25 protein-coding genes and 2 tRNA genes are annotated in these 25,041 nt (G+C 61.0%); 12 read left to right on the forward strand and 15 right to left on the reverse strand.

What is annotated here, in order from left to right; all coding sequences use genetic code 11:
- Nucleotides 1-415 precede the first annotated feature (415 nt).
- The 4 genes from ACKTSM_RS12690 to ACKTSM_RS12705 form a co-directional block, all read right to left on the reverse strand.
- Entirely contained in the window at nt 416-1,351 is a 936-nt protein-coding gene (locus ACKTSM_RS12690) for a hypothetical protein (protein WP_407875012.1), read from the reverse strand.
- The gene (locus ACKTSM_RS12695; RefSeq protein ID WP_407875013.1) at nt 1,351-4,023 is read right to left on the reverse strand and encodes a hypothetical protein; all 2,673 of its coding nucleotides are present in this window, start codon (nt 4,021-4,023) and stop codon (nt 1,351-1,353) included. The genes ACKTSM_RS12690 and ACKTSM_RS12695 overlap by 1 nt, the downstream gene beginning before the upstream one ends.
- Before the next feature lie 11 nt (nt 4,024-4,034).
- A complete protein-coding gene (locus ACKTSM_RS12700) occupies nt 4,035-4,796 on the reverse strand; it encodes a molecular chaperone (protein ID WP_407875014.1) in 762 nt (253 codons plus the stop codon).
- A gap of 72 nt (nt 4,797-4,868) precedes the next feature.
- On the reverse strand, nt 4,869-5,396 hold the full coding sequence (locus ACKTSM_RS12705; RefSeq protein WP_407875015.1) for a hypothetical protein: 528 nt from the start codon (nt 5,394-5,396) through the stop codon (nt 4,869-4,871).
- 377 nt (nt 5,397-5,773) lie between these two features.
- On the opposite strand from ACKTSM_RS12705, the gene ACKTSM_RS12710 reads away from it, so the two are divergent.
- The gene (locus ACKTSM_RS12710) at nt 5,774-6,004 is read left to right on the forward strand and encodes a response regulator transcription factor (RefSeq protein ID WP_407875016.1); all 231 of its coding nucleotides are present in this window, start codon (nt 5,774-5,776) and stop codon (nt 6,002-6,004) included.
- 570 nt (nt 6,005-6,574) lie between these two features.
- Here the strand turns inward: ACKTSM_RS12710 and ACKTSM_RS12715 are convergent.
- From ACKTSM_RS12715 to ACKTSM_RS12725, 3 genes are all read right to left on the reverse strand, one after another.
- Complete coding sequence (locus ACKTSM_RS12715) at nt 6,575-7,051, reverse strand: hypothetical protein (protein WP_407875017.1); 477 nt, start codon at nt 7,049-7,051, stop codon at nt 6,575-6,577.
- 735 nt (nt 7,052-7,786) lie between these two features.
- Nucleotides 7,787-7,862 (reverse strand) — tRNA-Thr (locus ACKTSM_RS12720).
- Nucleotides 7,863-7,895: 33 nt separating this feature from the next.
- A tRNA-Cys gene (locus ACKTSM_RS12725) sits at nt 7,896-7,969 on the reverse strand.
- 124 nt (nt 7,970-8,093) lie between these two features.
- On the opposite strand from ACKTSM_RS12725, the gene ACKTSM_RS12730 reads away from it, so the two are divergent.
- Nucleotides 8,094-8,873, forward strand: a complete 780-nt coding sequence (locus tag ACKTSM_RS12730) for a thioesterase family protein (RefSeq protein WP_407875018.1) — start codon at nt 8,094-8,096, stop codon at nt 8,871-8,873.
- 19 nt (nt 8,874-8,892) lie between these two features.
- On the opposite strand, the gene ACKTSM_RS12735 is transcribed toward ACKTSM_RS12730, so the two are convergent.
- The 7 genes from ACKTSM_RS12735 to ACKTSM_RS12765 form a co-directional block, all read right to left on the reverse strand.
- Nucleotides 8,893-9,711 (reverse strand): crotonase/enoyl-CoA hydratase family protein, encoded by an 819-nt coding sequence (locus ACKTSM_RS12735; RefSeq protein ID WP_407876374.1) that lies wholly within the window; start codon nt 9,709-9,711, stop codon nt 8,893-8,895.
- A 99-nt stretch (nt 9,712-9,810) separates the two neighbouring features.
- Complete coding sequence (locus ACKTSM_RS12740; RefSeq protein WP_407875019.1) at nt 9,811-10,200, reverse strand: winged helix-turn-helix domain-containing protein; 390 nt, start codon at nt 10,198-10,200, stop codon at nt 9,811-9,813.
- Nucleotides 10,197-10,628 (reverse strand): JAB domain-containing protein, encoded by a 432-nt coding sequence (locus tag ACKTSM_RS12745; RefSeq protein ID WP_407875020.1) that lies wholly within the window; start codon nt 10,626-10,628, stop codon nt 10,197-10,199. Before ACKTSM_RS12745 ends, ACKTSM_RS12740 begins: the two co-directional genes overlap by 4 nt.
- Nucleotides 10,625-11,194 carry a hypothetical protein gene (locus ACKTSM_RS12750; protein ID WP_407875021.1) on the reverse strand — a complete coding sequence of 190 codons (570 nt, stop codon included), beginning with the start codon at nt 11,192-11,194 and terminating at the stop codon, nt 10,625-10,627. Before ACKTSM_RS12750 ends, ACKTSM_RS12745 begins: the two co-directional genes overlap by 4 nt.
- Nucleotides 11,195-11,207: 13 nt before the next feature.
- Nucleotides 11,208-11,552: a hypothetical protein gene (locus tag ACKTSM_RS12755; protein ID WP_407875022.1), complete on the reverse strand. Its 345-nt coding sequence runs from the start codon at nt 11,550-11,552 to the stop codon at nt 11,208-11,210.
- A 33-nt stretch (nt 11,553-11,585) separates the two neighbouring features.
- Nucleotides 11,586-12,215, reverse strand: a complete 630-nt coding sequence (locus tag ACKTSM_RS12760; RefSeq protein ID WP_407875023.1) for a hypothetical protein — start codon at nt 12,213-12,215, stop codon at nt 11,586-11,588.
- A 69-nt stretch (nt 12,216-12,284) separates the two neighbouring features.
- Nucleotides 12,285-13,484 (reverse strand): LL-diaminopimelate aminotransferase, encoded by a 1,200-nt coding sequence (locus ACKTSM_RS12765; protein ID WP_407875024.1) that lies wholly within the window; start codon nt 13,482-13,484, stop codon nt 12,285-12,287.
- 433 nt (nt 13,485-13,917) lie between these two features.
- On the opposite strand from ACKTSM_RS12765, the gene ACKTSM_RS12770 reads away from it, so the two are divergent.
- The 7 genes from ACKTSM_RS12770 to ACKTSM_RS12800 all read left to right on the forward strand — a co-directional run bounded on the left by ACKTSM_RS12770 (nt 13,918) and on the right by ACKTSM_RS12800 (nt 20,915).
- Nucleotides 13,918-15,780 (forward strand): PHA/PHB synthase family protein, encoded by a 1,863-nt coding sequence (locus tag ACKTSM_RS12770; RefSeq protein WP_407876375.1) that lies wholly within the window; start codon nt 13,918-13,920, stop codon nt 15,778-15,780.
- 149 nt (nt 15,781-15,929) lie between these two features.
- Nucleotides 15,930-16,802, forward strand: a complete 873-nt coding sequence (locus ACKTSM_RS12775) for a phasin family protein (RefSeq protein ID WP_407875025.1) — start codon at nt 15,930-15,932, stop codon at nt 16,800-16,802.
- Between the two features lie 288 nt (nt 16,803-17,090).
- Nucleotides 17,091-17,507, forward strand: a complete 417-nt coding sequence (clpS, locus tag ACKTSM_RS12780) for an ATP-dependent Clp protease adapter ClpS (protein ID WP_407875026.1) — start codon at nt 17,091-17,093, stop codon at nt 17,505-17,507.
- Nucleotides 17,508-17,614: 107 nt separating this feature from the next.
- A complete protein-coding gene (locus ACKTSM_RS12785) occupies nt 17,615-18,904 on the forward strand; it encodes an LptF/LptG family permease (protein WP_407875027.1) in 1,290 nt (429 codons plus the stop codon).
- A 17-nt stretch (nt 18,905-18,921) separates the two neighbouring features.
- Nucleotides 18,922-20,019, forward strand: a complete 1,098-nt coding sequence (gene lptG, locus ACKTSM_RS12790) for an LPS export ABC transporter permease LptG (RefSeq protein ID WP_407875028.1) — start codon at nt 18,922-18,924, stop codon at nt 20,017-20,019.
- Nucleotides 20,016-20,546: a GNAT family N-acetyltransferase gene (locus ACKTSM_RS12795; RefSeq protein ID WP_407875029.1), complete on the forward strand. Its 531-nt coding sequence runs from the start codon at nt 20,016-20,018 to the stop codon at nt 20,544-20,546. The genes lptG and ACKTSM_RS12795 overlap by 4 nt, the downstream gene beginning before the upstream one ends.
- Nucleotides 20,547-20,597: 51 nt before the next feature.
- Nucleotides 20,598-20,915: a hypothetical protein gene (locus tag ACKTSM_RS12800; RefSeq protein ID WP_407875030.1), complete on the forward strand. Its 318-nt coding sequence runs from the start codon at nt 20,598-20,600 to the stop codon at nt 20,913-20,915.
- 3 nt (nt 20,916-20,918) lie between these two features.
- Here ACKTSM_RS12800 and ACKTSM_RS12805 read toward each other — a convergent pair whose 3' ends face one another.
- Complete coding sequence (locus ACKTSM_RS12805) at nt 20,919-22,019, reverse strand: fatty acid desaturase family protein (protein ID WP_407875031.1); 1,101 nt, start codon at nt 22,017-22,019, stop codon at nt 20,919-20,921.
- 161 nt (nt 22,020-22,180) lie between these two features.
- Between ACKTSM_RS12805 and ACKTSM_RS12810 the strand changes: the two genes are divergently transcribed.
- From ACKTSM_RS12810 to ACKTSM_RS12820, 3 genes are all read left to right on the forward strand, one after another.
- Nucleotides 22,181-23,353, forward strand: a complete 1,173-nt coding sequence (locus ACKTSM_RS12810) for an N-acetyltransferase (RefSeq protein ID WP_407875032.1) — start codon at nt 22,181-22,183, stop codon at nt 23,351-23,353.
- Between the two features lie 48 nt (nt 23,354-23,401).
- On the forward strand, nt 23,402-23,830 hold the full coding sequence (locus ACKTSM_RS12815; RefSeq protein WP_407875033.1) for a response regulator: 429 nt from the start codon (nt 23,402-23,404) through the stop codon (nt 23,828-23,830).
- Nucleotides 23,831-24,215: 385 nt separating this feature from the next.
- Nucleotides 24,216-25,010, forward strand: a complete 795-nt coding sequence (locus tag ACKTSM_RS12820) for a response regulator (protein ID WP_407875034.1) — start codon at nt 24,216-24,218, stop codon at nt 25,008-25,010.
- The last annotated feature ends 31 nt before the right edge of the window (nt 25,011-25,041 follow it).

Consider the following 25,041-nt stretch of genomic DNA (forward strand, 5'->3'; position numbering starts at 1 on the left):
TTGCTTCAATTGGGATCCATAACTCGACCTCAGCCTGACCCATTTGAGCGGCTGGTCTCGTATCTGCTAGGCAGAACTATCGATGGCCGCTTCTGGGGTGGGAAGTAGACGTTTACAGAACCGGACCTTTGGATTGCTCGTGGGTCGTTTACGGTTAAGCAGCCGTTCGAAGCTTGCGTAATGCAAATAGGCTGCGCCCGAACGACCTAATGCCATTTTGTCTCAAAGTGACGATGATCGCGAAAAATGCGTTGCGTGCTTACCGACCGACGCCCGCTAACTGAGCTTGCTTGGCTGCTTGGTTCGTATCAAGATTGCAGCGCTCTGCTTGCTAGGCCGTTCCATAGCGAGAATGTAAATCTCATTCGCTAGTTGCACGGTGATTGGCCACTTAATTGATTTCAGGTCAGAATTTTCAGTCCGCAATGAATGTGATCATCAAGGAATCGTTGTATTGACCAGCCGCCGCACCCGGATTCCCGTTAACCGTAATATCCAGTGTTACCGGCTGCAACAGCGATCCAGTATCCCTTAGCCGTATCGTCTGCGCTGAATTTTGAAGGTTCATTTGATTATCTCCGAGCGACAAAGTGTAAGGAATGCTTGGGCCACCAGCAAAGTGCGCAAGCATGCCGTTGTTTTGCGATGATACGCTAGCGGTAATGGCTGCATTGCTACGGACTTCGAAGACGACGGTTTTGTTTACGTCTCTCCCCAAATTGCCAAGGTCGACATCCATTGATCTAAGCCCAGGCGCAGCCTCGGCAATTTCGACGCTCAACACTGACGGAACGGGCACTGTCACGTCGACTACGACTTCATCCATTAGGTCGGGACCGGTTGGATCATCGCGAAACAGTCGCAGGATCGGTTGGCCGTTATATGCCCCCCCTCCGATCGCCTGTCCTGAGGGGATCGTGAGATACAATTCAACGGTCGTACTATTTGGCCCAGGACCGAAACGACCAGCAAGTCGACTGAACTGATCGCCGATAAAGTCGGGTGAGAATATTGATGGTCCTGAAGGTTGTCTGCGTAGGTCATAAGCGAGCTGGCCGCCAGATCCATTCAAGCTCGGTCTAACCGAACCGCCAAGGTCAGTCGCTGTGATAAAGAATTCGCATGGCGGACCAATATGCCGCACCTCAACCATGATCACTTCAAAATCTTCGGAAGGTTCAAAAACTTCGTAACCACGGCCATAAAGGCCGCGCCAATCAATCGCGCTATCTGATGCAATAGAAAGTTCGCACGTCTCCGGTTCGATAAAGTCTTGAGCAGAAATCGGCGCGGAGTAATTCGATACGACGGCGATCAAAAACGTCACGCTTAATAGCTTAAAGGCAGACATCACTCTTCTCCCACGGGTTGCGCTCCAGACGCCGCGCCGAGTGGAGCATTAAGTGTGACCGGTTGCTCTTCGCGGTAAAGTCCGACGGTGCCATCCGGTACGGTTATAAGTGCGGTTGCGGGTCCATCTGGCCCTGCAACAGTCACTTCATATGTCGAACCTTCTTTGAGTCCTTCCAATAGGAATCTACCGGACGCATTGGTAAACACGGAGATCGGATCGACTTCGGTATTGAGTTGGTTGTCGGACGAAAGCTCCCGCGCCTCTCCCGAAACAAGATTGGCTGGACTTCCGTTGCTGTCCAAGAGAATCCCGAGCAGCGTGACGTTACGGTCGCTTCCAACTTTCAGGCGAAACCCTGACATGAACCCCGGTTTGATTGAAAAGACCTGATTGCCAACCGAGGTCCCAACCGGCGCATCTGGCGCGACAACTTCAATGGTCCGATCGAAATATGCTGGAAGGTTGGGGATTACAGCAGGCCCAAGGGCGCCGCTGTTCGCAGTGAAGCGTGTTTCAGTAGAGCCGAAACCAGTCCGAGGCTCGACAGCTATTTGGAAGTCGGCTGCACCTGCGTTTACTTCAAAAATTGCAAAGCTGTTGGTCACCGGCCTGGACAATGCAACGGCACCGTCTGCCATAACCAAAGCCGTGCCGAACGTTGCGCCAGTACGCACATCGCTTCGTCCGTTTCCGGATTGCCGAGTTTGTATTAACGCAGAGTCAAACCGATTGCTGAGATAGCTAATTTGAGCGCGTTGCCTATCGAAATCATCGCGCCGTTCAAACGATGCACTGTAGCCGAACGAATTCACACCGACCGCTGGCGGCCGATTGAAATCAAACGAAACTGCATTGCGTTCGCTGATATAGTTTCCGCTCACCGTACCACGTCGGCCCAACGGGACTGTAAACGATGCCCGCACCGTCAGCTCATTTTCAAACTCAGACCAGCGATATTCTCCGCCCAAAGAAACCGTTCCCCAATGGAATCCTCGCGAAACTAGTGCTCCAACGACTGCTGTCCTGCCAAAGCCCCTCAAGTCCTCGTAGCTCGCAAACATCTGCGCCCGGGTTCGCGGCGCGATGACTTGGCCAGCGCGGACGTTTGCCGTCAATTTTGAGAGGTTGCCTCCGAAAATCTGGTTGAGTGTCTGGTAGTCGCGGCCTGTCAAAGTGACCTCAGCGTCGACCGCTCTTCCTCTTTCGGTGTCTGTATCCCGCCATGCATAGCGAGCAGAAACACGGCCGCTGTTTATGGATGGATCGTTTATATTGACACCGGCATTAACGAGAAGCGAGCCGATTGGAGACGCCCACACAACTTCACCGCCTACGGTGTTGAAGTTGCTGTTTCCTTCCCAATTCACACCCAGAGTGAGAACTTGTGAAACGCCCAATCGAGCAAATCCCAGCACATTGTATTCACCATCGTCGTAAACACGCCCCCTATCATCATCTAAGAACGGCACGCCGACATTAAATGCAAAATCAAGCAGGCCCGGTTCCAGCAGTTCAATATCGTAAAATGCAGGATAGGCGAGAATTTCGGTTTCGCCCGTCGCGTAAGTTATTCTGAGTTCGACATCATTGGCTGCCGAAGGGATGAGCGGGAACTGACTTAAATTGAAGCGCCCTGCTGGAAGATCGAAGGATCTGACGGGCGCGCCATTGAGGAACACTTCAACGCGCGCTGGCTGATCAAGAGCGAAGCCTTGCTCACTGCGCGGGCGGACATTCAGGTAAGGGTCAATCGGGTATTCGCGGAATGCGGAGATACCTGCAATACGCGGCGCTATCTGAAATGGTCGCCGCCCTACGCTTAAGTCGCCAAGTTCATAGCGGATTAGACGGTCAGTGTCGTCATAGGTAAGCCTGAAATCACCTCTGCTCCACTTTCTGGTTCGCCGTTCATTATATCGTACACGACCTTGCGCAGCGATTCCTCCGATATTCACACCAAAATCAAAAGCGCTGACTAAGCCGCTGAAGCCACTGGGATCGATGTCAGACGACGCCACAAAGTCTAAGCCAGCACGCACCGACACAAACGCGGAGACATCTGCCTGTTCTGCGTATTGAATGTTGCCGCGCCGCCGCGCCCGCCGCAGAGAAATATCACGCACCCGGCGCAAGTCAGCAGGAACATCAACGCGGACGACCAGTTGTGAAAGGTCAAAACGAACGTCTATTCCCACTGCGCGAAGGCTCTCGAACGCTACCGTCTCATCAGCGATCAGTGGTTCAAGCCGCTCGACCAATTCGGGCTCTGCTATCGGTATGAGAATATTTGTAATGAAGCTGGTGTCGACCAATCCATCATCGCCATCGAGAGGGCGCACAAAAAACTCACCGACGTTGATACTATCGACGAGTATAAAATAATTATCGGCGCGTAGCGTTGGGCGCTCCGTTCCGAAAACGTCACGAAAAATCGCATCCGGGTCTGTCGTTATTGGCCTGCGCGCCGGCGGTGGAGGCGGGTCGTCGACGCCTGTATCCAATTGCTCCCCGCTCTCAACCTGCCGATCGGAAACCGCAATTTCGGCTGAGTCCACCTCAACCTTAGGTGCCGGTTGCGCGACAACTCGAGCTTGAACAAACGATGCCGAAATCAGCAGCAGCACCGCCAAACTCGGCTTCTGAACGAACGTGAGTGAAAGGCGAACCATCGCTCACCCCTCTAACGTAACTGAATATAAGTGTTGTCCAAGGTGGCTGTTATGGGGCCATCTCCGATCGCATCAGGGGCAGCGATGCGTACGATCCTTGTGTTGCCCGGGAGAATATTGAGCCCAACAAGTGGCAAAACCGCGTCTCCGTCAAGGGTGAACGACTGCCCCGAAGACGTTGTAATCTCTAGTGAGGGTTGCTCAATGATAGCACGCATCGAACCAATCGAAGCAATTTCCAATTCGATCTGCTTCGCACCATCTTCAGCCACGACTGTCCGCGCCGAAATTAATTCAGCTACCGGCTCGACACCGGGCGGCATGATGTAAAGGGCAGCTTCGTACCTGTAATTAACCGCTAGATCAGCCCGGCGGCCGTTGACCTCTGGCGTATCAAATCTGATCGGAAGCTGTGTTGTTACGATCCTGTAAGCGAGTTCACGTGCTGGCGCGCTATCACCCACCCATTGCACTTTAAATGATTGGCTCTGCCCTGGTGGAATAACCATTTGCGGAGGGAAGATAATCAAATCTTCTTCATCAAGCGTGAGCTCGTCGGTGCCATCAGGTCTCTGCTCACGCTTAAAAGCCTCAACTTCGATAGCGATCGGAACCTGGTGGGTGTTTGTAATAGTCATTGTCTGACTTGAACCATTGCCGGCAGGAGACAATTGGATAACTATCGGCTGCAAGTCATAGGCTGACACCGGGAATGACACGAGAGCACATGTTGGCGCCATCAGCAGCAACAACCGAAAAATAAATTTGATCATTTCACCCCCCAAAAACAACTTTGGACCGGAAGTCTACGCTCCCGGTCCAAAATCACAAGTCTATCAAGAGACTTAGTAGTTTGCAGCGAGTGTGATAGTCAGTTCATCCTGATATGTACCGGCCACTGCGAACTCGGCAATGCTATCGAATTGAAGGTCGAGATCGCCTGAACGAGTGCCACCGTTGGTCAGAATGTTCTGCCAATCGTTATCGGTCACGATAACCACCGGTGCTGCTTCCATATCAGCCGAATTCGTGGTGGTCACGCCGAAGGGAAGCCCCAGAAAGCTAGATTCGATGTCGTAGTCGATGTTGACTGCGCCGCCGCTTTCTTGGTGCTCCATACCGCCATTGAGCGACTGCAGAGATACCGTGTAAGGCGAGTTGCATGAGTAAACGATTGTCAGCGCGCCTTGATCGCCAGTTTCAAGCATATCGACGTTGAAAGAGCCGCTGCCTTCAGGAATAAGTTCACAGTTACTGTCTACCGAACCCGACAATGCGAGTACGAAGGATTCGGAATCCTGAGCTGCTGCTGGGCTGGCGAAGATGAGAGCCGAAACTGAAGCGGCCGCTAGATATTTGATGCCATTGTGCATGATTTAGTCCTTTCACAGACACGGCAACCGAACGAGAAAGGAATATCTCGTCCCCCCATGCCGTCACAATCAAATTAACTCTTTGGAAACCATTATCTATTGGCAGGAATCGGCATGGGAATTTACCTAAGTAAATTTACGAATAGAATTTGCACAATTTAAACTTTGTTGCGCAGAATGTCATGAATTGCCGAAAGATTACGGAGGGTTAGAGATGTCCCGATTTAGTACATTCGAAGCTACGCGTTAGTTAACAAACTTGAACTGAAGCAACTTTCGGACCATAAACCTATTGATAAACAGCCGATTCGGGTTGCGTTTTTCACCTTGTGGCTTTCGGCTTTTGCTGCGCTGCCACTATTCGTTGGGAGGACGCAATGGACCACCATAGATTCCGATTAACGGAACGAGAAATATCGATAATCGAGCTTACCGCCTCTGGCCTCTCCGCTAAGGAAGCCGCGATCAAATTACGTATCGCGCCAAGGACGGTTGAAAAGCACTTGGACAACTCTCGGCTTAAATTGCATGCGCGGAACAGCGCACACCTCGTTGCGCTTTGTTGCGGCATGGGGGTGCTTAAGACCACGATGGATTTTGTCGCTTGATCAAGCGGTTGAAATTGACAAATTGAGTCGATGCGGCAGCACAGTACTGGCATTGACCCACGTATTTGCAAGTGGGCCGATCACTGAGTGTCTGCAATGCATCGTTAATAAGCCGGAAGCGGACATTCCGCAATTGGCCCAGCTTCAGACCCAAGCAGCACCCAAAAGCAACCCAGTCGCCCACTGAGCGCAAAGGCCTATCAGTAGGCAAAATCCCCCTCCAAGGCCCAAAGCGCTGTCGCTTCAAAGCCGAAGAAAACTAAGCTGAAAGAGGTGGTGCCGCTTAGAGGATTCGAACCTCTGATCCCATCATTACGAATTTATCGGAAGCTTTAGAAGTTATCCTTATTTTTCAGAGGTTTAATTCCATCGAGTGAGCCAGGATTCACTCTGTCCCACGCAGAACCCAAAGTGTGTTCCTTAGAAATGGTCACCGTTTCCTAGTGAAAGCGCCGCGCTTCAGTGCGGCTTCACAAGTCGACCTCAGCGAGACCCACTTGAGCGGCTGGTTTTGCCAGAAGAGCTAGGGACGCCAGATGTCTGAAAGTGGGTGGCAAGCGGACAGGTCGATCACGGAACTGAGGGTATAGGAAGGCCTTCGACGATGTCGCGCAGTTCGCCATTTCTATCTGCCAGTCGCTCGTGGTCGCAGCCGAAATCGGCAAGATAATGGACGTCGTCGTCAGCTGACTGCCAGCGCACATAGAATGCGCCTGCGTCCGTAACATTGGGCACGCCTTTAGGGCAGGCTCGCATGATGAACCTCATCGCACTCTCTTCAGAGAATGACACCGCTTGTTCGTGATATGGCTGTAGTTTGGCAAGCAGTTCAAGCAGTTCGGCTCGAGCGAGTTTGAAACCACCCCTCGTCCCGTCGGGATATGGTTCGCTATCCTTGTAGGTTCCATTACCTCCTGCATCGATCACAACGTCGAGAGAAGACCAGCCAGACAGCCGCATTTCGAGCCGCTCGATTTCCTCGCCGCCGCTGTCGGGCGCGCAGCTTGTAGCAATAAGCAAGACGAGTGAGGCGAACAAGGCACGCATGCAATTGATCTACATCGATAAGCGAATGGCCGCTACCGGGTCGTTAGCCGTCAGACCGCTTTTATCAGAAACGCTCGCATAGCCGCCTGTCCGGTTTCGGGTGATCGAGCACCGTCACCGAATGCCTAGAATTGGTGGGAAGCGGTCATCTAGAGTCGTGGCGTTGATCTCCTTCAGCCGCTAGCGTGCTTCGATGATCAAGTACTTCCCAATACATAGCCCTGCCCCTTGGTCAGATGCAGACCGAGCAGACTTGCTGTCATTCGATTGGCAACGACAAACCGCTGCATTTGCGACATCAGATGATGACCGCATTCTAGAAGTAAGCTTTCTTGGATGGGGAGTTATCGTGCGAATGCTGAATGAGTTTCCATTGAGCACAGAGAGTGATCCAAAGGAGTGGGTCGGATTGGTTCCGCACCACTTCGCCTACCGAGTTGAAGGCGACCCCTTCTTCGCGCTACAATCAGAGGCTTGGCGCAGCGTTGAAAGCTCACCTAAACACTATCGCTTCCAAACGGGCTTCGGTTGTCTTGACGTCATCTCAAGTGGAGAACCTACGTTTGCTCTGCGGCGCTGAACGTCCACAATTGGCCCAACTTCAGACATAAATCAAATGGGTTTAGCTTAGGTCGAGCCCTTTATTCTACTCAATGTGCCCCACGTTGGACCCAAAGCCGCGACCAGCCGAACGGCCTTTGCGCTTAGCTGCCCGATTTTTCCTATTAGAAGGGGTGGTGCCGCTTAGAGGATTCGAACCTCTGACCCCATCATTACGAATGATGTGCTCTACCAACTGAGCTAAAGCGGCACTGGATGACCGCGCGATTGCTGCGGTCGGAAGTGGAGGCCCGAGCCGGAATCGAACCGGCGTGCAAGGATTTGCAGTCCTCTGCGTAACCACTCCGCCATCGGGCCGAGCCGCCCCTTTTTCGGGCGGAAGCGGCGCACTAACGATTCGCGGGGAGAAACGCAATCACGCTTTCGCTCTGGCGCGCCTGGGCTCTGGACCTCGATCGCGGCAATTGGCAAGAGACCGGCCATGTCGATCGCGAGCCTCATCGAGCCTGTCACCGCCACGCCCCGCCAGATCACGCTTGGCGATGCCGAGAAATGGATGCAGGGGCGCACGCTCTATGGCGGGGCTTCGGCGCTGGTTGCCTATACCGCCGCGATCCGCGCCTTTCCCGATTTGCCGCCGCTGCGCTCGGCCCAGATCGGGTTTGTCGCGCCGCTCGGCGCGCAGCTCGAATACACGGCCGAAATCGTGCGCGAGGGGCGCAATGTCACCCAGGTCCGCAGCGAGCTTCGCAGCGAGAAGGGCGTCGCGCTCACCGCCTTCTGGCTGTTTGCGAGCGCACGCGAGGCCAATGCCAGCCGCGCAGCCGACCGGCCCGAAGACTGGCCCGGCGCGCCGCTGGACTGCCCGAGCGCGATGGCGCAGCAATGGCCGAGCTTTGTCGCCAACAATTTCGAGCTGCGTTACGGCCAGTCGCGCGATGGCGATCACGGCGCGGTGATCCGGCGCTGGGCGCGGCTGACCGAGGACCACGATCTCGACCCGGTCAGCACGCTGGTGCTGATGGGCGATGTCATGCCGCCCGGCGCGATGCGGATCATGCAGCGCAAGGGCCCCATCAGTTCGATCAATTGGTCGTTCAACCTTCTCGACCCGCAATCACGATCGCCCGGCGGCTGGTATCTCGCCGAGAATGCGAGCGCGCATGCCGATGCCGGCTATTCGTCCGAGCGGCTCAGGATGTGGGATGCCGAGGGGCGGCAGGCGCTCGACGGGCTGCAATGCGTGGCGGTGTTCGGCTAGGACGAAGCCGCGCGCAGCGTCAGATATCCTCGAATTTGGGCGCGCGGTTCTGCATGCCCGCCATCACCGCCTCGATCTGGTTCTTGGTCCGCATAACCGAATGCTGCTCGATGCTTTCCTCGACCAGGATCGCGTCGGTGTCGCGGTCGACCATCGCCGCGTGAAGCCGCTTGGCCGCGCGGATGGCCTGCGGGTTGCGGTTGGCGATCTCGGTCGCGATCGCGGTCGCGCGGGCATGGGGATCGGCATCGACATGGGTCACAAGGCCGAGCGCCTGCGCCTCCTCGCCGGAAAACTCGCGATTGGTATAGACCAGTTCGCGCAGCACGTCGTCGCGCACCAGTCCGCGCCACAGCGCATAGCCGGCCATGTCGGGGACAAGGCCCCATTTCATTTCCATGATCGCCATGCGGGTCTGGGAATGCGCGATGCGGATATCGGCACCGCTGGCGATCTGCAGTCCGCCTCCAAAGCACACGCCATGCACCGCCGCGATCACCGGCACCGGCAGCTTGCGCCATTGCATCGCGACCTGCTGGAACTTGTTGGCATTGCCATAGGTGCGCTCGGTCAGCGCGGGTTCGTCGGGATCGGGCGAGCGGCCAAAGCTCGAGGTGTCGAGGCCGGCGCAAAAGGCTCGCCCCTCACCTGACAGCACGACTGCGCGAAGTCCCTTCATCTTGCCCAGCACATGGCCCGCCTCGATGATGCGCGCGAACATTTCCGGATCGAGCGCGTTCATCTTGTCGCCGCGCGTCAGGCGGACCTGCGCCACGCCGTCATCGCCAAGATCGATCGCGACCCGGTCATTGGCTGGCATCTGGATGGTGTGCGACATGGTGATCCCCGGCTGCAAATGCGTGATGGCGGCGGCGAAACTGGCCGATTGCGCGGACGCTGTCCAGTCGGTTGCATCGCGCAACCGGCCTTGGCTGGCCTAGCCCCTGGTCTCGAGCCCGAAGTCTCCCGGAGATGGCGGGGCATCGAGGTAATAGCCGCCCTCGGGATGGGTTGCGAGCATGGCAGCAAGCCCGAACGGATCGAGCTTGGAGCGCACCCGAGCGACATGGACCGCGACGCTGTTGGTCTCGGGTTCGAAATGGATCCGCCACACATCGGCGAGCAGCTCGCGCCGCGTCATGCGCTGGCCGGGCTGTTCGGCCAGCCGCCAGAGCAATTCGAACTCGCGCGGGTGAAACCCCAGCCACCGGTCATCGACCCGTCCGTCGCGATGGAACAGGTCAAGCGTCAGCTCGCCCGCCTCGCGAAAGCGCGGGATGAGCGTGTCGTCCGCGGGAAAGAGATTGGTTACAGCTGTCGAGTTCACAAATTCCCCCCTGCGCGCATCGAATACACCGAATGCCGCGTCACGATGAGGTGGTCTATCACCTCGATATCGAGCGATTGCGCGATCGCTTTAAGTCTCCTGGTCGCGGTGATGTCGCAGGCGCTCGGCCGGCAATCCCCCGATGGATGGTTGTGAGCGACGATGAGGCCGTGCGCATCGAGCGCGAGCGCCTTGCCGAAAAGATCGCGCAACCGCAGAGCGAGCTGGCGCTCGCTCCCCCGGCCGAGTTGCGCATCGCCGAGAACGGCATGGTCACGGTCGAGGAAGATCGCGTGCATCCGCTCTTCCAGGCCCGCCCCGTCGATCACCATTGCGCGCAGGAAGTCGACCACGGCGTCCCGGTGCCGGGCGCTGCGCGCACGCCTCGGGGCATGGGTCCGGGCGAGGTCGATCACCTGGTCGATCACTCAGCCGATCTGCGCCAATTGTCCGCGCCCGGCGCGCGGATTGCCGACATCGCATCGTCCCGGGCGCGCTGCGCCCTGTCGGTGATGGCCTTGCGGCTGATCCGCCAGTCGCGATATTCGCCGTGGCGCCGCTTGCGAAGCACGTGGCGGGTCAGCCCGACACCCAGCAGGAACAGCTGGATCCACCCCGGAGCGATGATCATGACCGCATAGGCGATCGGCGAGACCACCTCGGTTATCCCGCGCGAGACATGCGCGACCACCGCGAGCAATTGCAGCGCGGCGATCCACAAGGTGTAATTGCGGTTGGCGTTGAGCGCGACGCCGATGAAGACCGCTCCGGCGAAGATATCGGCGCCGGCGAAATACCAGTCGATCGTCTCGAGCTGCCGGGTCAATCCGAACACCGAGCCATGCAGCACGGTCCCGATCTCGAAAACCACGATCCAGGTCGCGGCCACCAGGCGTTCGGGCGCCCCTCCCCAGGCCAGCGCCGCCAGGCACAGGGCCCAGGCGACGATGTCCTGGAGATAGGGGCGCGTTTCAGAGAAGACGAATTCGAGCATGGTGCGCGTCGGTTCAGGCGTCCTCGAGCTTGGCGGTCGCGTCTTCGGTTTCGAAAATCGCCGCGGGAACTTCGGTCGGGATGTGGTCGTCGCCGCCCATCTTTTCGCGGGCGATCTTGCTCAGCTCGTCATGGACGCGCAGCAGGCTGGTCGACATCGTCATCGCCTGGCTTTCGGCCTGGGTGAGACGCATCAGCGCCTTCTGGCCTTCGACGACTTCGACTTCGGGGTTCTGGCGCGCGGCGAGCATGGCCTGCTTGAGCCGGGCGATGGCGATCATCGATTCATCGGCAAGCGCTTCTGCTTCGCGGACCAGTTTCTTGATGTTGTATGCGTCCTTGATCATGCGTTCGGTCATGGGAAGTCTCCGTTCGAGCCTCCCCCCGGCCCGTCAGGAGAAGCCTTGTTCATTGACCCGGACGGTCGCGCGTCCTTCCAATGCCTCGCTGATGGCCATCGCGGCTGTCACGGTGAGAACCACCGCCGCCAGGAAGCCGAACGCGATCGCGATGATCGCGCCGAGGCGGAACCAGACGGCATATTCACCGTCGAGCACCCGGGGCACGACCCGCGGCTCACCGGGGCGCAGCCAGGGCGCCTGGTCAGCGATGGGCATCACGTCGTTCATCACGAGTTCGCCCGGGTCGTTGCCCGATCCTGTCTGTGCGATAAGCCCGCCGATCGGGACCTGACTTTTGCTGTATGCAGCTTCGCTCAAGGGTTGCGAGGCGTCGGTGACCGGCTCGTGAGACGCTGCAGAGGCCGGGCGTTCGGGATCGGCTTGCAGCCTGCGTTGCGCGCGGTAGCACTCGACCAGCTCGCCGAGACTTTCAGCCTCGTAAATGTCCTTGAGAGCGCGGATATGCTGGTTGATGCGGGTCTCGGAAACGCCGAGTTCGGTTGCGATGACCTTGATCGGCACACGCCGATCGATGCGCTCCATCACTGCGCGCTGACGCTCGGTCAGCCGGCGTGACGTTGCGGAAGTCATGGCACCCTCCTTGAACCTGGTGTTGCCCATTTATGTCGTGTGGAACGGAATTGTTCCCGTAATTTGTTAAGTGCGACCACCGGTTTTAATCTGCGACTCTTATTCTGCTGCCGCGCTCACACCCATCGACGAAAGGAAACGCTTGATATTTCTTGCAGCCTGCCGAAGTCTTTGTTCGTTCTCGACCATCGCGATCCGAACATAACCTTCTCCCTTTTCGCCGTAGCCGACGCCGGGAGCGACGGCAACTTGCGCTTCGGTCAGCAATTGCTTTGAAAACTCCAGGCTTCCCATCCCGGCAAGCGCGGGCGGCAATGGCGCCCAGGCGAACATCGAGGCGGGCGGAGACGGGATTTCCCAGCCCGCGCGGCCGAACGCCTCGACCATCACGTCGCGGCGCTTGCGGTAAAGCGCGCGGTTGCTTTCGACGATGTCCTGCGGTCCGTTTAGCGCGGCGCAGGCCGCCGCCTGGATCGGGGTGAAGGCGCCGTAATCGAGATAGGACTTCACCCTCGTCAGAGCGGCGATCAGCCGCTTGTTGCCGACCGCAAAGCCCATCCGCCAGCCCGCCATGGAATAGGTCTTGCTCATGCTGGTGAATTCGACCGCGACATCCTTTGCGCCATCGACCTGCATGATCGAAGGCGTCGGATTGTCGTCGTAATAGAGCTCGGAATAGGCGAGGTCGGACAGGACCCAGACCTCGTTCTCGCGCGCCCAGGCGACGAGCCTTTCGTAAAAGGCGAGATCGACCGTTTCGGCGGTGGGGTTCGAAGGATAGTTCACCACCAGCACGCTGGGCCGCGGCACGGTGTGGTTCATCGCGCTTTCGAGCGAGCGCCAATATTCCTCGTCCGGCGTCGTGGGCACTGCGCGGATCGTGGCACCGGCGATCATGAACCCGAAGGTGTGGATCGGATAGGAGGGGTTGGGCGCGAGCACCACGTCGCCAGGCGCGGTGATCGCGGTGGCAAGGCTGCCCAGCCCTTCCTTCGATCCCATGGTCACCACCACCTCGGTCTCGGGATCGAGGTCGACCCCGAAGCGGCGGCCGTAATAATTGGCCTGGGCACGGCGCAGCCCGGGGATGCCGCGCGATTGCGAATAGCCGTGCGCGCTGGGCTTGGCGGCGACTTCGCACAATTTGTCGATGACGTGCTGCGGCGGCGGCTGGTCGGGATTGCCCATGCCAAGGTCGATGATGTCCTCGCCCGCCTGGCGCGCGGCATGGCGCATCGCGTTGACTTCCGCGATCACATAAGGAGGCAACCGCTTCATGCGGTAAAACTGGTCGTCCATTGCGATCCTCGGCCTTGCTTGCGACCCGCAACCGGGCGGCATGGGTTCGCTCAGGCCCAAGTGTAGGCCAATAGAGGTCGAATTGAAAAGCGCTTTGGTCTAGATCGCCGGCGAGGCTGGCAATAGAATGGGCGGCCATCGCGCACGAGGCAATTCGCCGCCGGGCGCGACCAAGGCGCAATGGAGATCCGGGCAGATGGCCAAGGACAAGACCGACAAGACCGATACCGAATCCGCCAGCGCGAAAGAAGGCGCAAAAGAGCACGGGGCCGGTTCTCCCTTTGCCGGGTTCGAATCGGTCGCGGCCCTGTTCGAGCAGCAGGGCAAGGCGATGCAGGACATGTTCGCCGGCGCCTTTGCATCTCCGGGCGCGGCCGCTCCGGGCGATCCGTCCGGCGGCATGGCGCACGCCTTTGCAGCGCGCGGGGCCGGGATGGCGCCAGCGATGGATCCGGGCGAACTGGCCGAATGGGCGCAGACCAGCGCGCAATTGCAGCAGATGTGGTTCGGGTTTCTCGCCGAACAGGCGGGCGAGATTGCGCAGAAGGCGATGGCGGGCCAGGCGTTGGCGGGCAAGGCGGGGGGCGAGCAGGCCGGACCGAAGGACCTCGCCAACAAAGCAGCCCGGATAGGCGAAAGCGCCAAGGCGATAGTCGATCCGGCGCAATGGCTGGTGATGTCGCAGGCCATGCTCAGCCAGTTTCCGGCCAGGTCGCTCGAGGCTTCATCGCGGCTCGCCAAGGACACGATGGAAATGTGGCAAAGCGTGCTCGGCCAGTTTGCAGGCGGCGCGCAGACCGGCGAAGGCGATGAGCCCGCGCTCCCGCGCAAGGATCGCCGTTTTGCCGACCCCGCCTGGCGCCAGCACCCGGCCTATGCGCTGCTCCACCAGGCCTATCTGATGCTGTCCTCGTGGTTTCGCGAAACCGCCGCGTCGGTCGAAGGCCTCGATGCGCCGCAAAAGCAGCAGCTCCGCTTCGCAGTCGATGCGCTTGCCGATGCGATGAGCCCTGCCAATTTCCTTGCCACCAACCCGGTCGTGCTCGAACGCACGGTCGAGACCCGCGGCCAGAATCTGGTGCGCGGGATGCGCCACCTGATCAACGATCTGAAGCGCGGCCAGCTCACCCACACCGATCCCGATGCCTTCAGGCTGGGCGAAAACCTCGCCGCGACCCCGGGCAAGGTCGTGCACGAGACCGACCTGTTTCAGCTGATCCAGTACAGCCCCGCGACCGGCGAGGTCTACGAGGTGCCGCTGGTGATCTTCCCGCCGTGGATCAACCGCTTCTACATTCTCGACCTCACGCCGAAGAAGAGCTTCATCAAGTGGGCGGTCGACCAGGGGCTTTCGGTGTTCGTGGTCAGCTGGAAATCGGCTGACGAGAGCATGGCGGATATCGTGTGGGACGATTACATCCGCGCCCAGATCGGGGCGATCGACCACGTGCGCGAACGGCTCGGCGTGCCCCATGTCCACACGATCGGCTATTGCGTTGCTGGAACGACGCTCGCGGCGACGCTGGCGGTGCTCGCCCGGCGCGGCGAGGCCGACAAGGTGAAGAGCGCGACCTTCTTCACCGCGCAGGTCGATTTCGAACGCAGCGGCGATCTCAAGCATTTCATTTCCGATGCGCAGCTCGACATGATCGGGCAATTGTCGTCCGAGGGCTATCTCGATGGGCGCTATCTCGCCGCGACCTTCAACGCGCTGCGCGGCAAGGACCTGATCTGGAACTATGTCGTCAACAATTACCTTCTGGGCGAGGACTACCCCGCCTTCGACCTGCTGCACTGGAACGGCGATGTCACCAACCTGCCGGCCAAGTGGCACAACGAATATCTGCGCGACCTCTACCGCGACAACCGGCTGGTCGAACGCGATGCGCTGAGCGCCGACGGCACGCCGATCGACCTCACCCGGGTCGAGACGCCCACCTATGTGCAGGCGGGCCGCGAGGATCATATCGCCCCTGCCGAAAGCGTGTGGCGGATCACCGATCACTTTGCCGGACCGCTCGAATTCGTGCTTGCAGGCTCGGGTCACATTGCCGGCGTGGTCAACCCGCCTGCTGCGGGCAAGTACCAGTACTGGACCGGCGATGCCGCCGCGCCCTCGCTCGACGCTTTTGTCGAGGGCGCCGAGGGGCATCCGGGGAGCTGGTGGCCGCACTGGCTCGACTGGATCGAGACGCAGGACAAGGCCCGCGTGCCGGCAACCGGCAAGCGCAAGCCCGGCGGGCGCGGCGACACCGTGATCGAGAACGCGCCGGGGCGCTATGTGAAGACCCGCTGATCGGCAAGAAATTTCGCGTTCCGTAACGGCGATCGGCGAATAAGCGCGTTTTTCCAATCGCTTGCGCGATTATTGTGCAGCGCACAAAAATCCTTGACTTCGCAGCTGCAATGCTTATTTTGTGCACTGCAACATGAAGCGAGGATTTTATGGCTGACACTGCCAAGACATCGAAGATCGACGCGGCTGCCGAGAAGGCCTACGCCGAAGCGGCTGCCCGGACTGCCCCGGCCAAGACCGACGCGTCCAAGACCGATACGGTGAGCGCCAAGACCGTCGCCAAGGCTGTCGAAGCCGGCGCCGACAAGGCCGAGCCGAGCGTCAAGGCGGTCAAGAAGGCCGTCGCCGCGCCTGCCAAGAAGAAGGCCGCGCCCAAGAAGAAGGCTGCGCCCAAGAAGAAGGCCGCTGCGAAGAAGGCCCCGGCCAAGAAGGTCGCGAAGAAGACCGCTGCCCGGAAGGCTCCGGTCAAGAAGGCTCCCGCCAAGAAGGCGCCCGCAAAGGTCGCTGCCAAGAAGGCAGCGCCTCAGCCGGCCCGCACCAATCCCGTTTCCAAGATCAAGGACACCATCATGGCCACCACCCAGAACAACGAATTCACCGCCAAGGCGATGGAAATGGCTGCCGAAGCCCAGACCCGCGCCAAGACCGCTTACACCACCGCCTATGCCAAGGCCGGCGAATTCGCCGCTGAAGCCGGCGAGTTCAACAAGGCCAATCTCGACGCGGTCGTCGAAAGCGGCAAGATCTTCTTCGACGGCGCCCAGTCGCTCGTTCGCGAGAACGTCGAGACCGGCAAGACCGTCGTCGAAACCGTCACCGAAGACGCCAAGAAGGTCGCATCGGTCAAGTCGCCGACCGAGCTGTTCCAGCTCCAGGGCGAGATCGCCCGTCGCAATTTCGACGCTGTCATGGCTTTCGGCTCGCAGCGCACCGAAGCCTGGGTCAAGCTCACCAACGAAGCGATCGCCCCGATTTCGAACCGCGTGAGCGTGGCTGCCGAAAAGCTGACCAAGGCCGCCTGAGCGGACTGAAAACAAGTTCCTGGACCGGGCCTCTCCTCTCCCCCCCAATCCCGGTCCTCGAAAGCGCGCGAAAGCGCATCGGGCCGGGCGGATCCTGCAACAGGGTTCGTCCGGCCCTTTTTCGTGCCCGCTGTCCACGCAGGCACCCGCATCGCCCCCCTGCCCCGCTCTTGGCGATCCGTTAACGCTGGACCGGTAACGCTGAGCCGTTATCGCTGGTCCGTTATCGTCGGGCGTGCCAACGCGCATCTTGCGAAGCCGTCAACATATCCCATAATGAAAGCCGCAATGTCCAAGACCTGCTCCATCACCGGCGAACACGGCGCCCGCGAAACGCTGGCGGCGCCTGATCCGCGCGTGATCGCGGGGACGTGGGGTGCAGGCGGAAAGGACGCGGACGAGGATACCGACAGCGAAACCGGTGTCGCGACCAAGACCCGTTCCAAGCCCAAGAAGCCGAGCCAGTACAAGGTGCTGATGCTCAACGACGATTACACCCCGATGGAATTCGTGGTGATGGTGCTCAAGCGCTTTTTCGGAATGGACCTCGAACAGGCGACGCGGGTGATGCTCCACGTCCACCAGCGCGGCGTGGGCGTGTGCGGCATCTTTCCCTACGAGGTGGCCGAGACCAAGGTGAACCAGGTGATGGATTTCGCCCGGCAGAACCAGCACCCGCTGCAATGCACGCTCGAAAAGGCCTGATCGCGCCCGCTCGCGCTTCGGCACGATCGCCCTTCCCGTCTCGCCGCAATTGAGGCATGACGCGCGCGGCTTTTCGGGCTAGGGCGCGCTGGTAAAGCGGTATCGCCATGGCGATGCGCTGCCCCATAGCGACCGGACGAGACGTGCTGAACTTCCTTCCCGCCATCGACCGCTATATCTTCCGGCTGGTGATCGTGCCAATGCTCGGCGTGTTCGCGCTCGCCGCCTCGCTGCTGCTGCTCGACAAGATGCTGCGCCTGTTCGATTTCGTCGCGGTCGAAGGCGGCCCGATCGGGGTCGTGTTCAAGATGCTCGGCGCACTGATCCCCGAATATGCCAGCCTCGCCATCCCGCTCGGCCTGTTGCTCGGCATCCTGCTCGCTTTCCGAAAGCTCGCCACGTCATCCGAGCTCGACACCATGCGCGCGGTGGGCCTGTCCTACTGGCGGCTGCTGCGGGTGCCCTATGCGATCACCCTGGTGCTGGTGGCGGTCAATATCGCGCTGGTATTCTACATCCAGCCGGTCAGCCGCTATTATTACGAGCAAATGGAATACGAGCTGCGTTCAGGCGCGCTGGGTGCCTCGATCAAGGTGGGCGAGTTCACCACGCTCGCCGACCGCATGGCCCTCAGGATCGAGCAGAGCGAGGATGACGGCCAGCGATTGATGGGGATCTACGCCCGGGTCTCGAACAGTCGCGACCAGGTGCTCACCATCAGCGCGCGCGAAGGCACTTTCATGGCGACGACGGACGATCCCGACACGATCATCCTGCGCCTGACCGAAGGGTCGATCATCCAGGACACCGGCAGCGAGACCCCGCGCGTGCTGTCCTTCAGCCGCCACGATCTGCCGATTGACCTGCCTGCGATCGAGGAGTTCCGATCGCGCGGCGAGGCGGCGCGCGAATACATATTGCCCGAGCTCTTGCGCATCGGCTGGTCCGATAACACCGCCGAAGCCGAGCGCGATGCCAGCCAGGCGACCTTCAATTACCGGCTGGTCGAAGTGGTGATGATGCTGCTGATGCCGCTTCTCGCGGTGGCGCTGGCGATCCCGCCGAAACGCTCGACCAGCGCGCTCGGCGTGTTCGTGTCGATCATTCTCGTGGTCGCCTATCACAAGGTCAACCAGTATGGAGAGGACATCGCCGCGCTCGGGCGGATCGACCCGGTGATCGCACTGTGGGGGCCGTTCGCGGTGTTCGCCGCGCTGATCGTGTGGATGTATTACCGCACCGCCCATGTGCCCGGCGCGCTGGCGCTGGGCGCGCTGGAGACGGTGTTCGCCAAGCTCTCCAAGCGCATCGCCGCGATCTTCAAACGCAAGCAACCCGCATCGCTTCTTGCCGACCATTCGGCCGATAGCGACATGCAATCAGCGCCCGCGCAATAGGACCGGCCCGACCCGACATGCAGCTCGACTTCTTCCCTTCGCGCACGCTCACGATCTACCTCGCCAAGCTGTTCATCGTCCGCATTTTCGCGGTGCTGGTGATGCTGGTGCTGGTGCTGATGGCGCTCGACCTGCTGGGATCGACCGGCGAAATCCTCGCTCCCGAAGGCAATGGCCAGGCCGAGATCCTGCGCTATGCGGGCCTGCGCATACCGCAGCTGATCGCGCGCTTCCTGCCCTATTCGGTGCTTCTGGCGACCCTTATCACCCTGGTCACGCTCAACCAGAACAGCGAGGTGGTGGCGATGAAGGCAGCCGGGCTTTCCGCACACCAGGTGCTCGCCCCGCTGCTGCTCACCGCCGCCGTGATCGCGGTGTTCAGCTTTGCCTTCAACGAACGCGTCGTCACCCGCGCCAATGCCGCGCTCAAGGCGTGGGAAGCGGTCGAATACGGGCCCGTGCCGCAGGAAACGGGCGTGCGCGCCAATCTCTATCTCACCGACGGGCAGAACATCCTGTCGGCCGAGACACTGACCGGATCGGGCAGTGATATCGTGCTCACCAATGTCACCTGGGACGCGCGCACGCCGGGCGGGATCGTGACAGAGCAATTGCGCAGCCCGCGCGCGACCTATGCCGCGCCCGGCTGGCGGCTCGAAAATCCGCGCCGCTTCGATGTCGGCAATGCCGAGATCGCCGAACCGGGAGAGGTCGTGGTCGCAGAAGCGCTGACGCCCGACCGGATCGATCTGCAATCGGTCGATCCCGATGGGCAGAGTTTCCTTGAATTGAGGGACACCATCGATGCCTACGAGGCGATCGGTCGTCGCACTTCGGAAATGCGCGCCAATTGGTGGCACCGATTGTCGGGGCCGCTATCGGCGGTGCTGATGCCGCTCCTGGGTTCGATCGCGGCCTTCGGGCTCGCGCGTTCGGGCCAGCTCTTCGTGCGCGCGATCATCGGCATGGCGCTGGGCTTTGCCTATTTCGTTGTCGACAATGCCGCGCTCGCAATGGGCAGTTTCGGCGGCTACCCGCCCTTCCTCGCCGCCTGGGCGCCCTTCCTGCTGTTCGCGCTGCTCGGCGAGACCGTGCTGATCCGGACCGAGGAATGAGCGCCGAGCGGGGCGATTGGTCGCTGCGCCTCGCCCGCGCCGGAGACGCCAGCGCCATGCCCGCGATCGAGCGCGCGGCTGCGGTGGCCTTTGCCGACGATCCCGATTGCGCCGCAATCGACCCCGCCGATGGCTGGACCCAGCCCGAGCTCGTCCGGCTGATCCGCAAGGGACATTGCCTCGTCGCCCATGTCGGCGAGCGGATGGCGGGGTTTCTCGCCAGCGAGCCCTTTGGCCGGGAGCTGCATGTCTGGGAAATGGATGTCCATCCCGATTTCCAGCGCCGCGGGATCGGGTCGGGCCTGGTGCGCGCGGCGCAGGTCGATGCGCGCAATTCGGGCTTTCGCGCGCTGACCCTCACCACGTTTCGCGATCTTGCCTGGAACGCGCCGTTCTACGCCGCGCTCGGCTTCGAGGAAGTCACCGCGCTCGATGCGCATCCGCGGCTTGCGGGCGAATTGGCCAACGAGGCCGATGACGGCCTGCCCGCCGAACGACGCTGCGCGATGATCGCCTTTCTCGATTGAGCGTTCATGGCCTATGATGCGCCACCCGACACGCGAAAGGCCGTTTTTCTCATGAGACTTACCATCACCGCTCTTGCCGTCACCGCCGCGCTCGGCCTCGCTGGATGCGACACGTCGCCCTCGCAGGACGAGGCCGGGAGCCAGGCCATCGCGCTCGACGAAGCGGTCGATGTCGCCGGCGACGAGGTCGCGGGTCCGGGCCCGGATGACGAAGTGCGCGGCGATGGCGAAAGCGCGCCTGGCGCTGACGGGGCACAAGCCCGCCCTGCGCGCAGCGGCACCTCCGGCTCTACGATGGAAAGCGGGTCGAACGCCGATGGCGGGCGCACAGGCGACCCGGCACGCTCGAAACTGCAACCTGCCGATTGACGGCTAGCGCGCCACCATGGTGCTGCGCGCGATCCGGGCGACCAGGGTGAACATGCCCGGATGGTTCGCGCCCTCATAGGTCGAGCCATCGCCCAGCTCGCGGTTGAGCCGGCGGTGCGCTTCGGGCAAATCGTGATAGGGCATCGAGGGCATCAGGTGGTGCAGCGCGTGATAGCGCAGGCCCACCGGCGCCCAGATCTCCGCGATCATCCCGGGAGGCGGCACGTTGACGCTGTCGAGGAACTGCGCGGTCACCGTCATCGGCTCGCCCTCGTTCTCCCACAGGTGAGCGACCAACGTGCGCAGCTGGTTGAGCAATGCGGTGATGCTGACGATGGCGAGCGCGATTGCGAGCGGGCGCCAGCCGACGATGAAGGGGCTGGCGACAACGAGCATCGCCCACAGGCTCGCCAGCGCCTCCTGCCAGCGCACGCGCTTGGCAAAATCGCCCTTGGGCGGCTTGCGGCGGAAATCGGGATTGATCGAAAGCGAGGAGAACCGCTCCCAGGTGAAGCGCCGCACGGCCGGGATCAGCGCGCCCAGCGGCACCAGCACGGCGAAGCGCACGACCAGCGCGATCGGCGCAAGCAGCGCGACGATCACGAACAGTGGCAGGCTCCAAGGCTTCATCAGCGCGAGCGGGAGGTATTCGGGGTCCTCGACGGTGCCGTATTGCGTGCGCTTGTGATGGATCACGTGCACGCCTTCATACATGAAGCTGGGGGTCAGAAGCGGGATGCCGACCGCGAGGTTCCAGCCAAGGCGGAAACCGGGCAGCGCGTTCTTGTGAATATGGGTGAGCTCGTGGATGAACATCAGCGCGCGATAGAGCGCGAGCGAGGCGATCACGCCCGCGGCCACGGCGATCCAGCCATTGTCCACGAGAATTGCCGCGGCAATCCCGCCATAGCCGATCGCGGCGGAAACCAGCATGTCGGTCCAGTAGATGCGCCCGCGCGCTTCGCCCAGATCGCTGGTCAGGTCGCGCGCGGCGCGCAGCATGTCCTTGTCGTCCGCGCTCAGGAAATCGGCCCGCGTCGCGCGCTTTGGCACGGCGGGCGCCGCTTGTGCGTCGGGCGCGGTGGAGATGGTCGGCTGGTGCATGGATTTGTCTGGTCGTGGGCTCTTGGCTCGCCGTGCCTTTACCCCAAGTGAAGCGTGATGGGCAAACCGGCTTTCTTGGCAAGTGTGATCGACTGGCTTGCACAGCGCGCATTCAGGCGACACAGACAGCGCCGCAGCTGAAACGGAATGGGCAGGCCGAAATGGTTTCAAATGATACCAATTGCGAGATAGTGATCGAACCCGTCGATGGCAAGAAGGGACGCGCGCGCTTCGTCGATTGCGGGCGGGCCTTTGCCGCGCGGCTCGAACACGCGGTCCCGCAATTGCGCTCCGAACAGCTCGAAATGGTCGATCCGGCCAAGAACCCCTTTTTCGGCCATGCTCGCGCGCAATTGTTCATCGCCCGGCGCGGCGAGGAGGCGGTGGGGCGGATCTCGGCGCATATCGACGAGCTTGCTCTCGAAATGCCGGCCGAACAGGGGTTCGGCCCGGGCACCGGCATGTTCGGCTATTTCGATGCCGAGGACGAGGCGGTGGCCCATGCGCTGCTGGATGCGGCGGAAAGCTGGCTGCGCGGCGAAGGGATGACCCGGGTTCTCGGCCCGATCTCGATGTCGGTGTGGGAAGAACCCGGCCTGCTGGTCAAGGGGCAGGACCATGCGCCGGTCATCATGATGGGCCATCACCCCGCGCATTACGCGGGCTGGATCGAGGCCGCCGGCTATGAACGGGCAAAGACGCTCTACACCTACGACCTCGATGTCAGGGGCGAGTTTCCCCCGCTGGTCCAGCGGATCGAGAAATCGGGGCAGCGCAGCGGCAGGATCACCGTGCGCCAGGTGCGCAAGAAGGACTGGGACGCCGAAGCCGCGATCATTCTCGATATTCTCAACGATGCCTGGTCCGACAATTGGGGCTTTGTCCCGCTCACCAAGCAGGAAGTTGCCTATACCGGGGTCAAGCTGAAGCCGATCATCCACGAAGAGCTCAACATGATCGCCGAAATCGACGGGCGTCCGGTGGCCTTCATGCTGACCTTCCCGGACGTCAACCACGTGCTCGCCAGGACCGGCGGCAAGCTGCTGCCCTTCGGCTGGTTCCACCTGCTGCGCTGGCTGCGCAACCCGACCGGGTCGGACATGCGGGTGCCTCTGATGGGCGTACTCAAGGAATACCAGAATTCGCGCGTGGCGAGCCAGCTGGCCTTCATGATGATCAGCCAGATCCGCCGCAACGCGGCTGCCGCCTATGGTTCGAAACGCGGCGAGATCGGCTGGATTCTCGAAGACAACCAGGGAATGGTCGCGATCGCAGACGCGATCAATGCCCGGATCAACCGCGAATATGCGATCTACCGCAAGCCGCTGAGCTGATTGCGACGATCGCGGGGAACCGCCGGGCGCGAGCGCGGTTCCCCCTACATGGCGGTTTTTTCATCGAACATGGCAGGCAAGACCAGGCGCCCGATGCGGGTGATGGTGGTCGAGGACGATGCCGTGCTCGGCCTCGCGCTCGAAGACGCGCTGACCCGTGAAGAATTTGCCGAGGTCACTGTTTGCGCGACCGCTGCAAGCTCGCTCCAGAAGCTGCGCGAGGAAAGCTATGACGCGGTCGTGCTCGACGTGCATCTCGCCGACGATCACGAAGGCTGGGAAATCGCCGAGCTCGTCGATGCACTGGGAGACAAGGAAATACGGATCGTGTTCCAGACCGGCGCCCCGCGCGACATTCCCGAGCACATCCGTTCGCTCGGTCCGGTGCTGTCCAAGCCCTATGACCCGCAGGAACTGATCGCCGCGCTCAAGCAATCGGCAAAACCCGGGCTCCTGTCGCGCCTGCGGCGTTCCTGACCTGGCATCCGGTATTTGGCGAACAGGACCTCGCGGCTTTCCCCATGACGATCGACCCCAGCAAAACGAGGCTGCGACCGCTTTCGCGCCGCCCGGCAAGTGTGAGCCACCACGAAAAAAAGGCCTCCACTCGTTGGAGTGGAGGCCTTTCGGGATCGTATCACCAGCCGCTTGGACGGGAGGGGGGTCTCGGCGGTGACATAGAGACAATGCGCCGCTGCGAGGAGCGTTCCCCGCCCGTGAAAATTTTTTTCGCAACCCCGGACAGGCCCACAGGCCATGTCCACACCATCGCAATCCAATGCGGGGGCGACGGACGGCTTCGGGGACGCTATGTCCCCGATTCGCGCTTTCCCGGAATCCCGCAAAGCCCAGGAGAATATTGATGTCACTCGGTCAGCAAATCGCGGAAAACCTGCCCTTTCTTCGCCGCTATGCGCGCGCTCTCACCGGCTCACAGGCGACCGGCGATGCCTTCGTGCGCGCCACGCTCGAAGCCGCGCTCGCCGACGAGGAGCTCAAGCGGTCGCTCGATGGCGGCCGGATCCCGCTCTACCGCGCCTTCAACAAGCTGTGGACCAGCGCCCATGAGGAAGAGAAGGACAGCGGCGACGTGACCGGCGAACACGAGGCCGGGGCGCAGAGCAAGCTCGGGGCGATCACCCCGCTCAGCCGCCAGGCGCTGCTGCTCACCACGCTCGAGGATTTCACTGCCGCCCAGGCCGCACAGGTCATGGATCTCGAGACCTCCGAGGTCGAGGCGCTGGTGAGCGAGGCGCTCGCCGATATCGACCGCGAACAGTCCACCTCGGTCCTGATCATCGAGGACGAGCCGCTGATCTCGATGCAGCTCGAAGACCTCGTCACCAGCATCGGCCACGAGATCTGCGGCACCGCGGCAACGCGCACCCAGGCGGTCGAGGCGGTGGCCGAGAAGACCCCGGGCCTGGTGCTCGCCGACATCCAGCTCGCCGATGGCTCCTCGGGCCTCGATGCGGTCGACGATATCCTCGCGATCGATTCGGTCCCGGTGATCTTCATCACCGCCTATCCCGAACGCCTGCTCACCGGCGACCGGCCCGAGCCGACCTATCTGGTCACCAAGCCGTTCCAGGAAGAAACCGTGCGCGCCGCGATCAGCCAGGCACTGTTCTTCGGATCGAGCAAGCCGCTCGACTGAACGCGTTCATCCCACAGGGCTTTTTCAAGGG

It is taken from the genome of Qipengyuania nanhaisediminis, from assembly GCF_045862805.1.
Lineage (GTDB): Bacteria > Pseudomonadota > Alphaproteobacteria > Sphingomonadales > Sphingomonadaceae > Erythrobacter > Erythrobacter nanhaisediminis_A.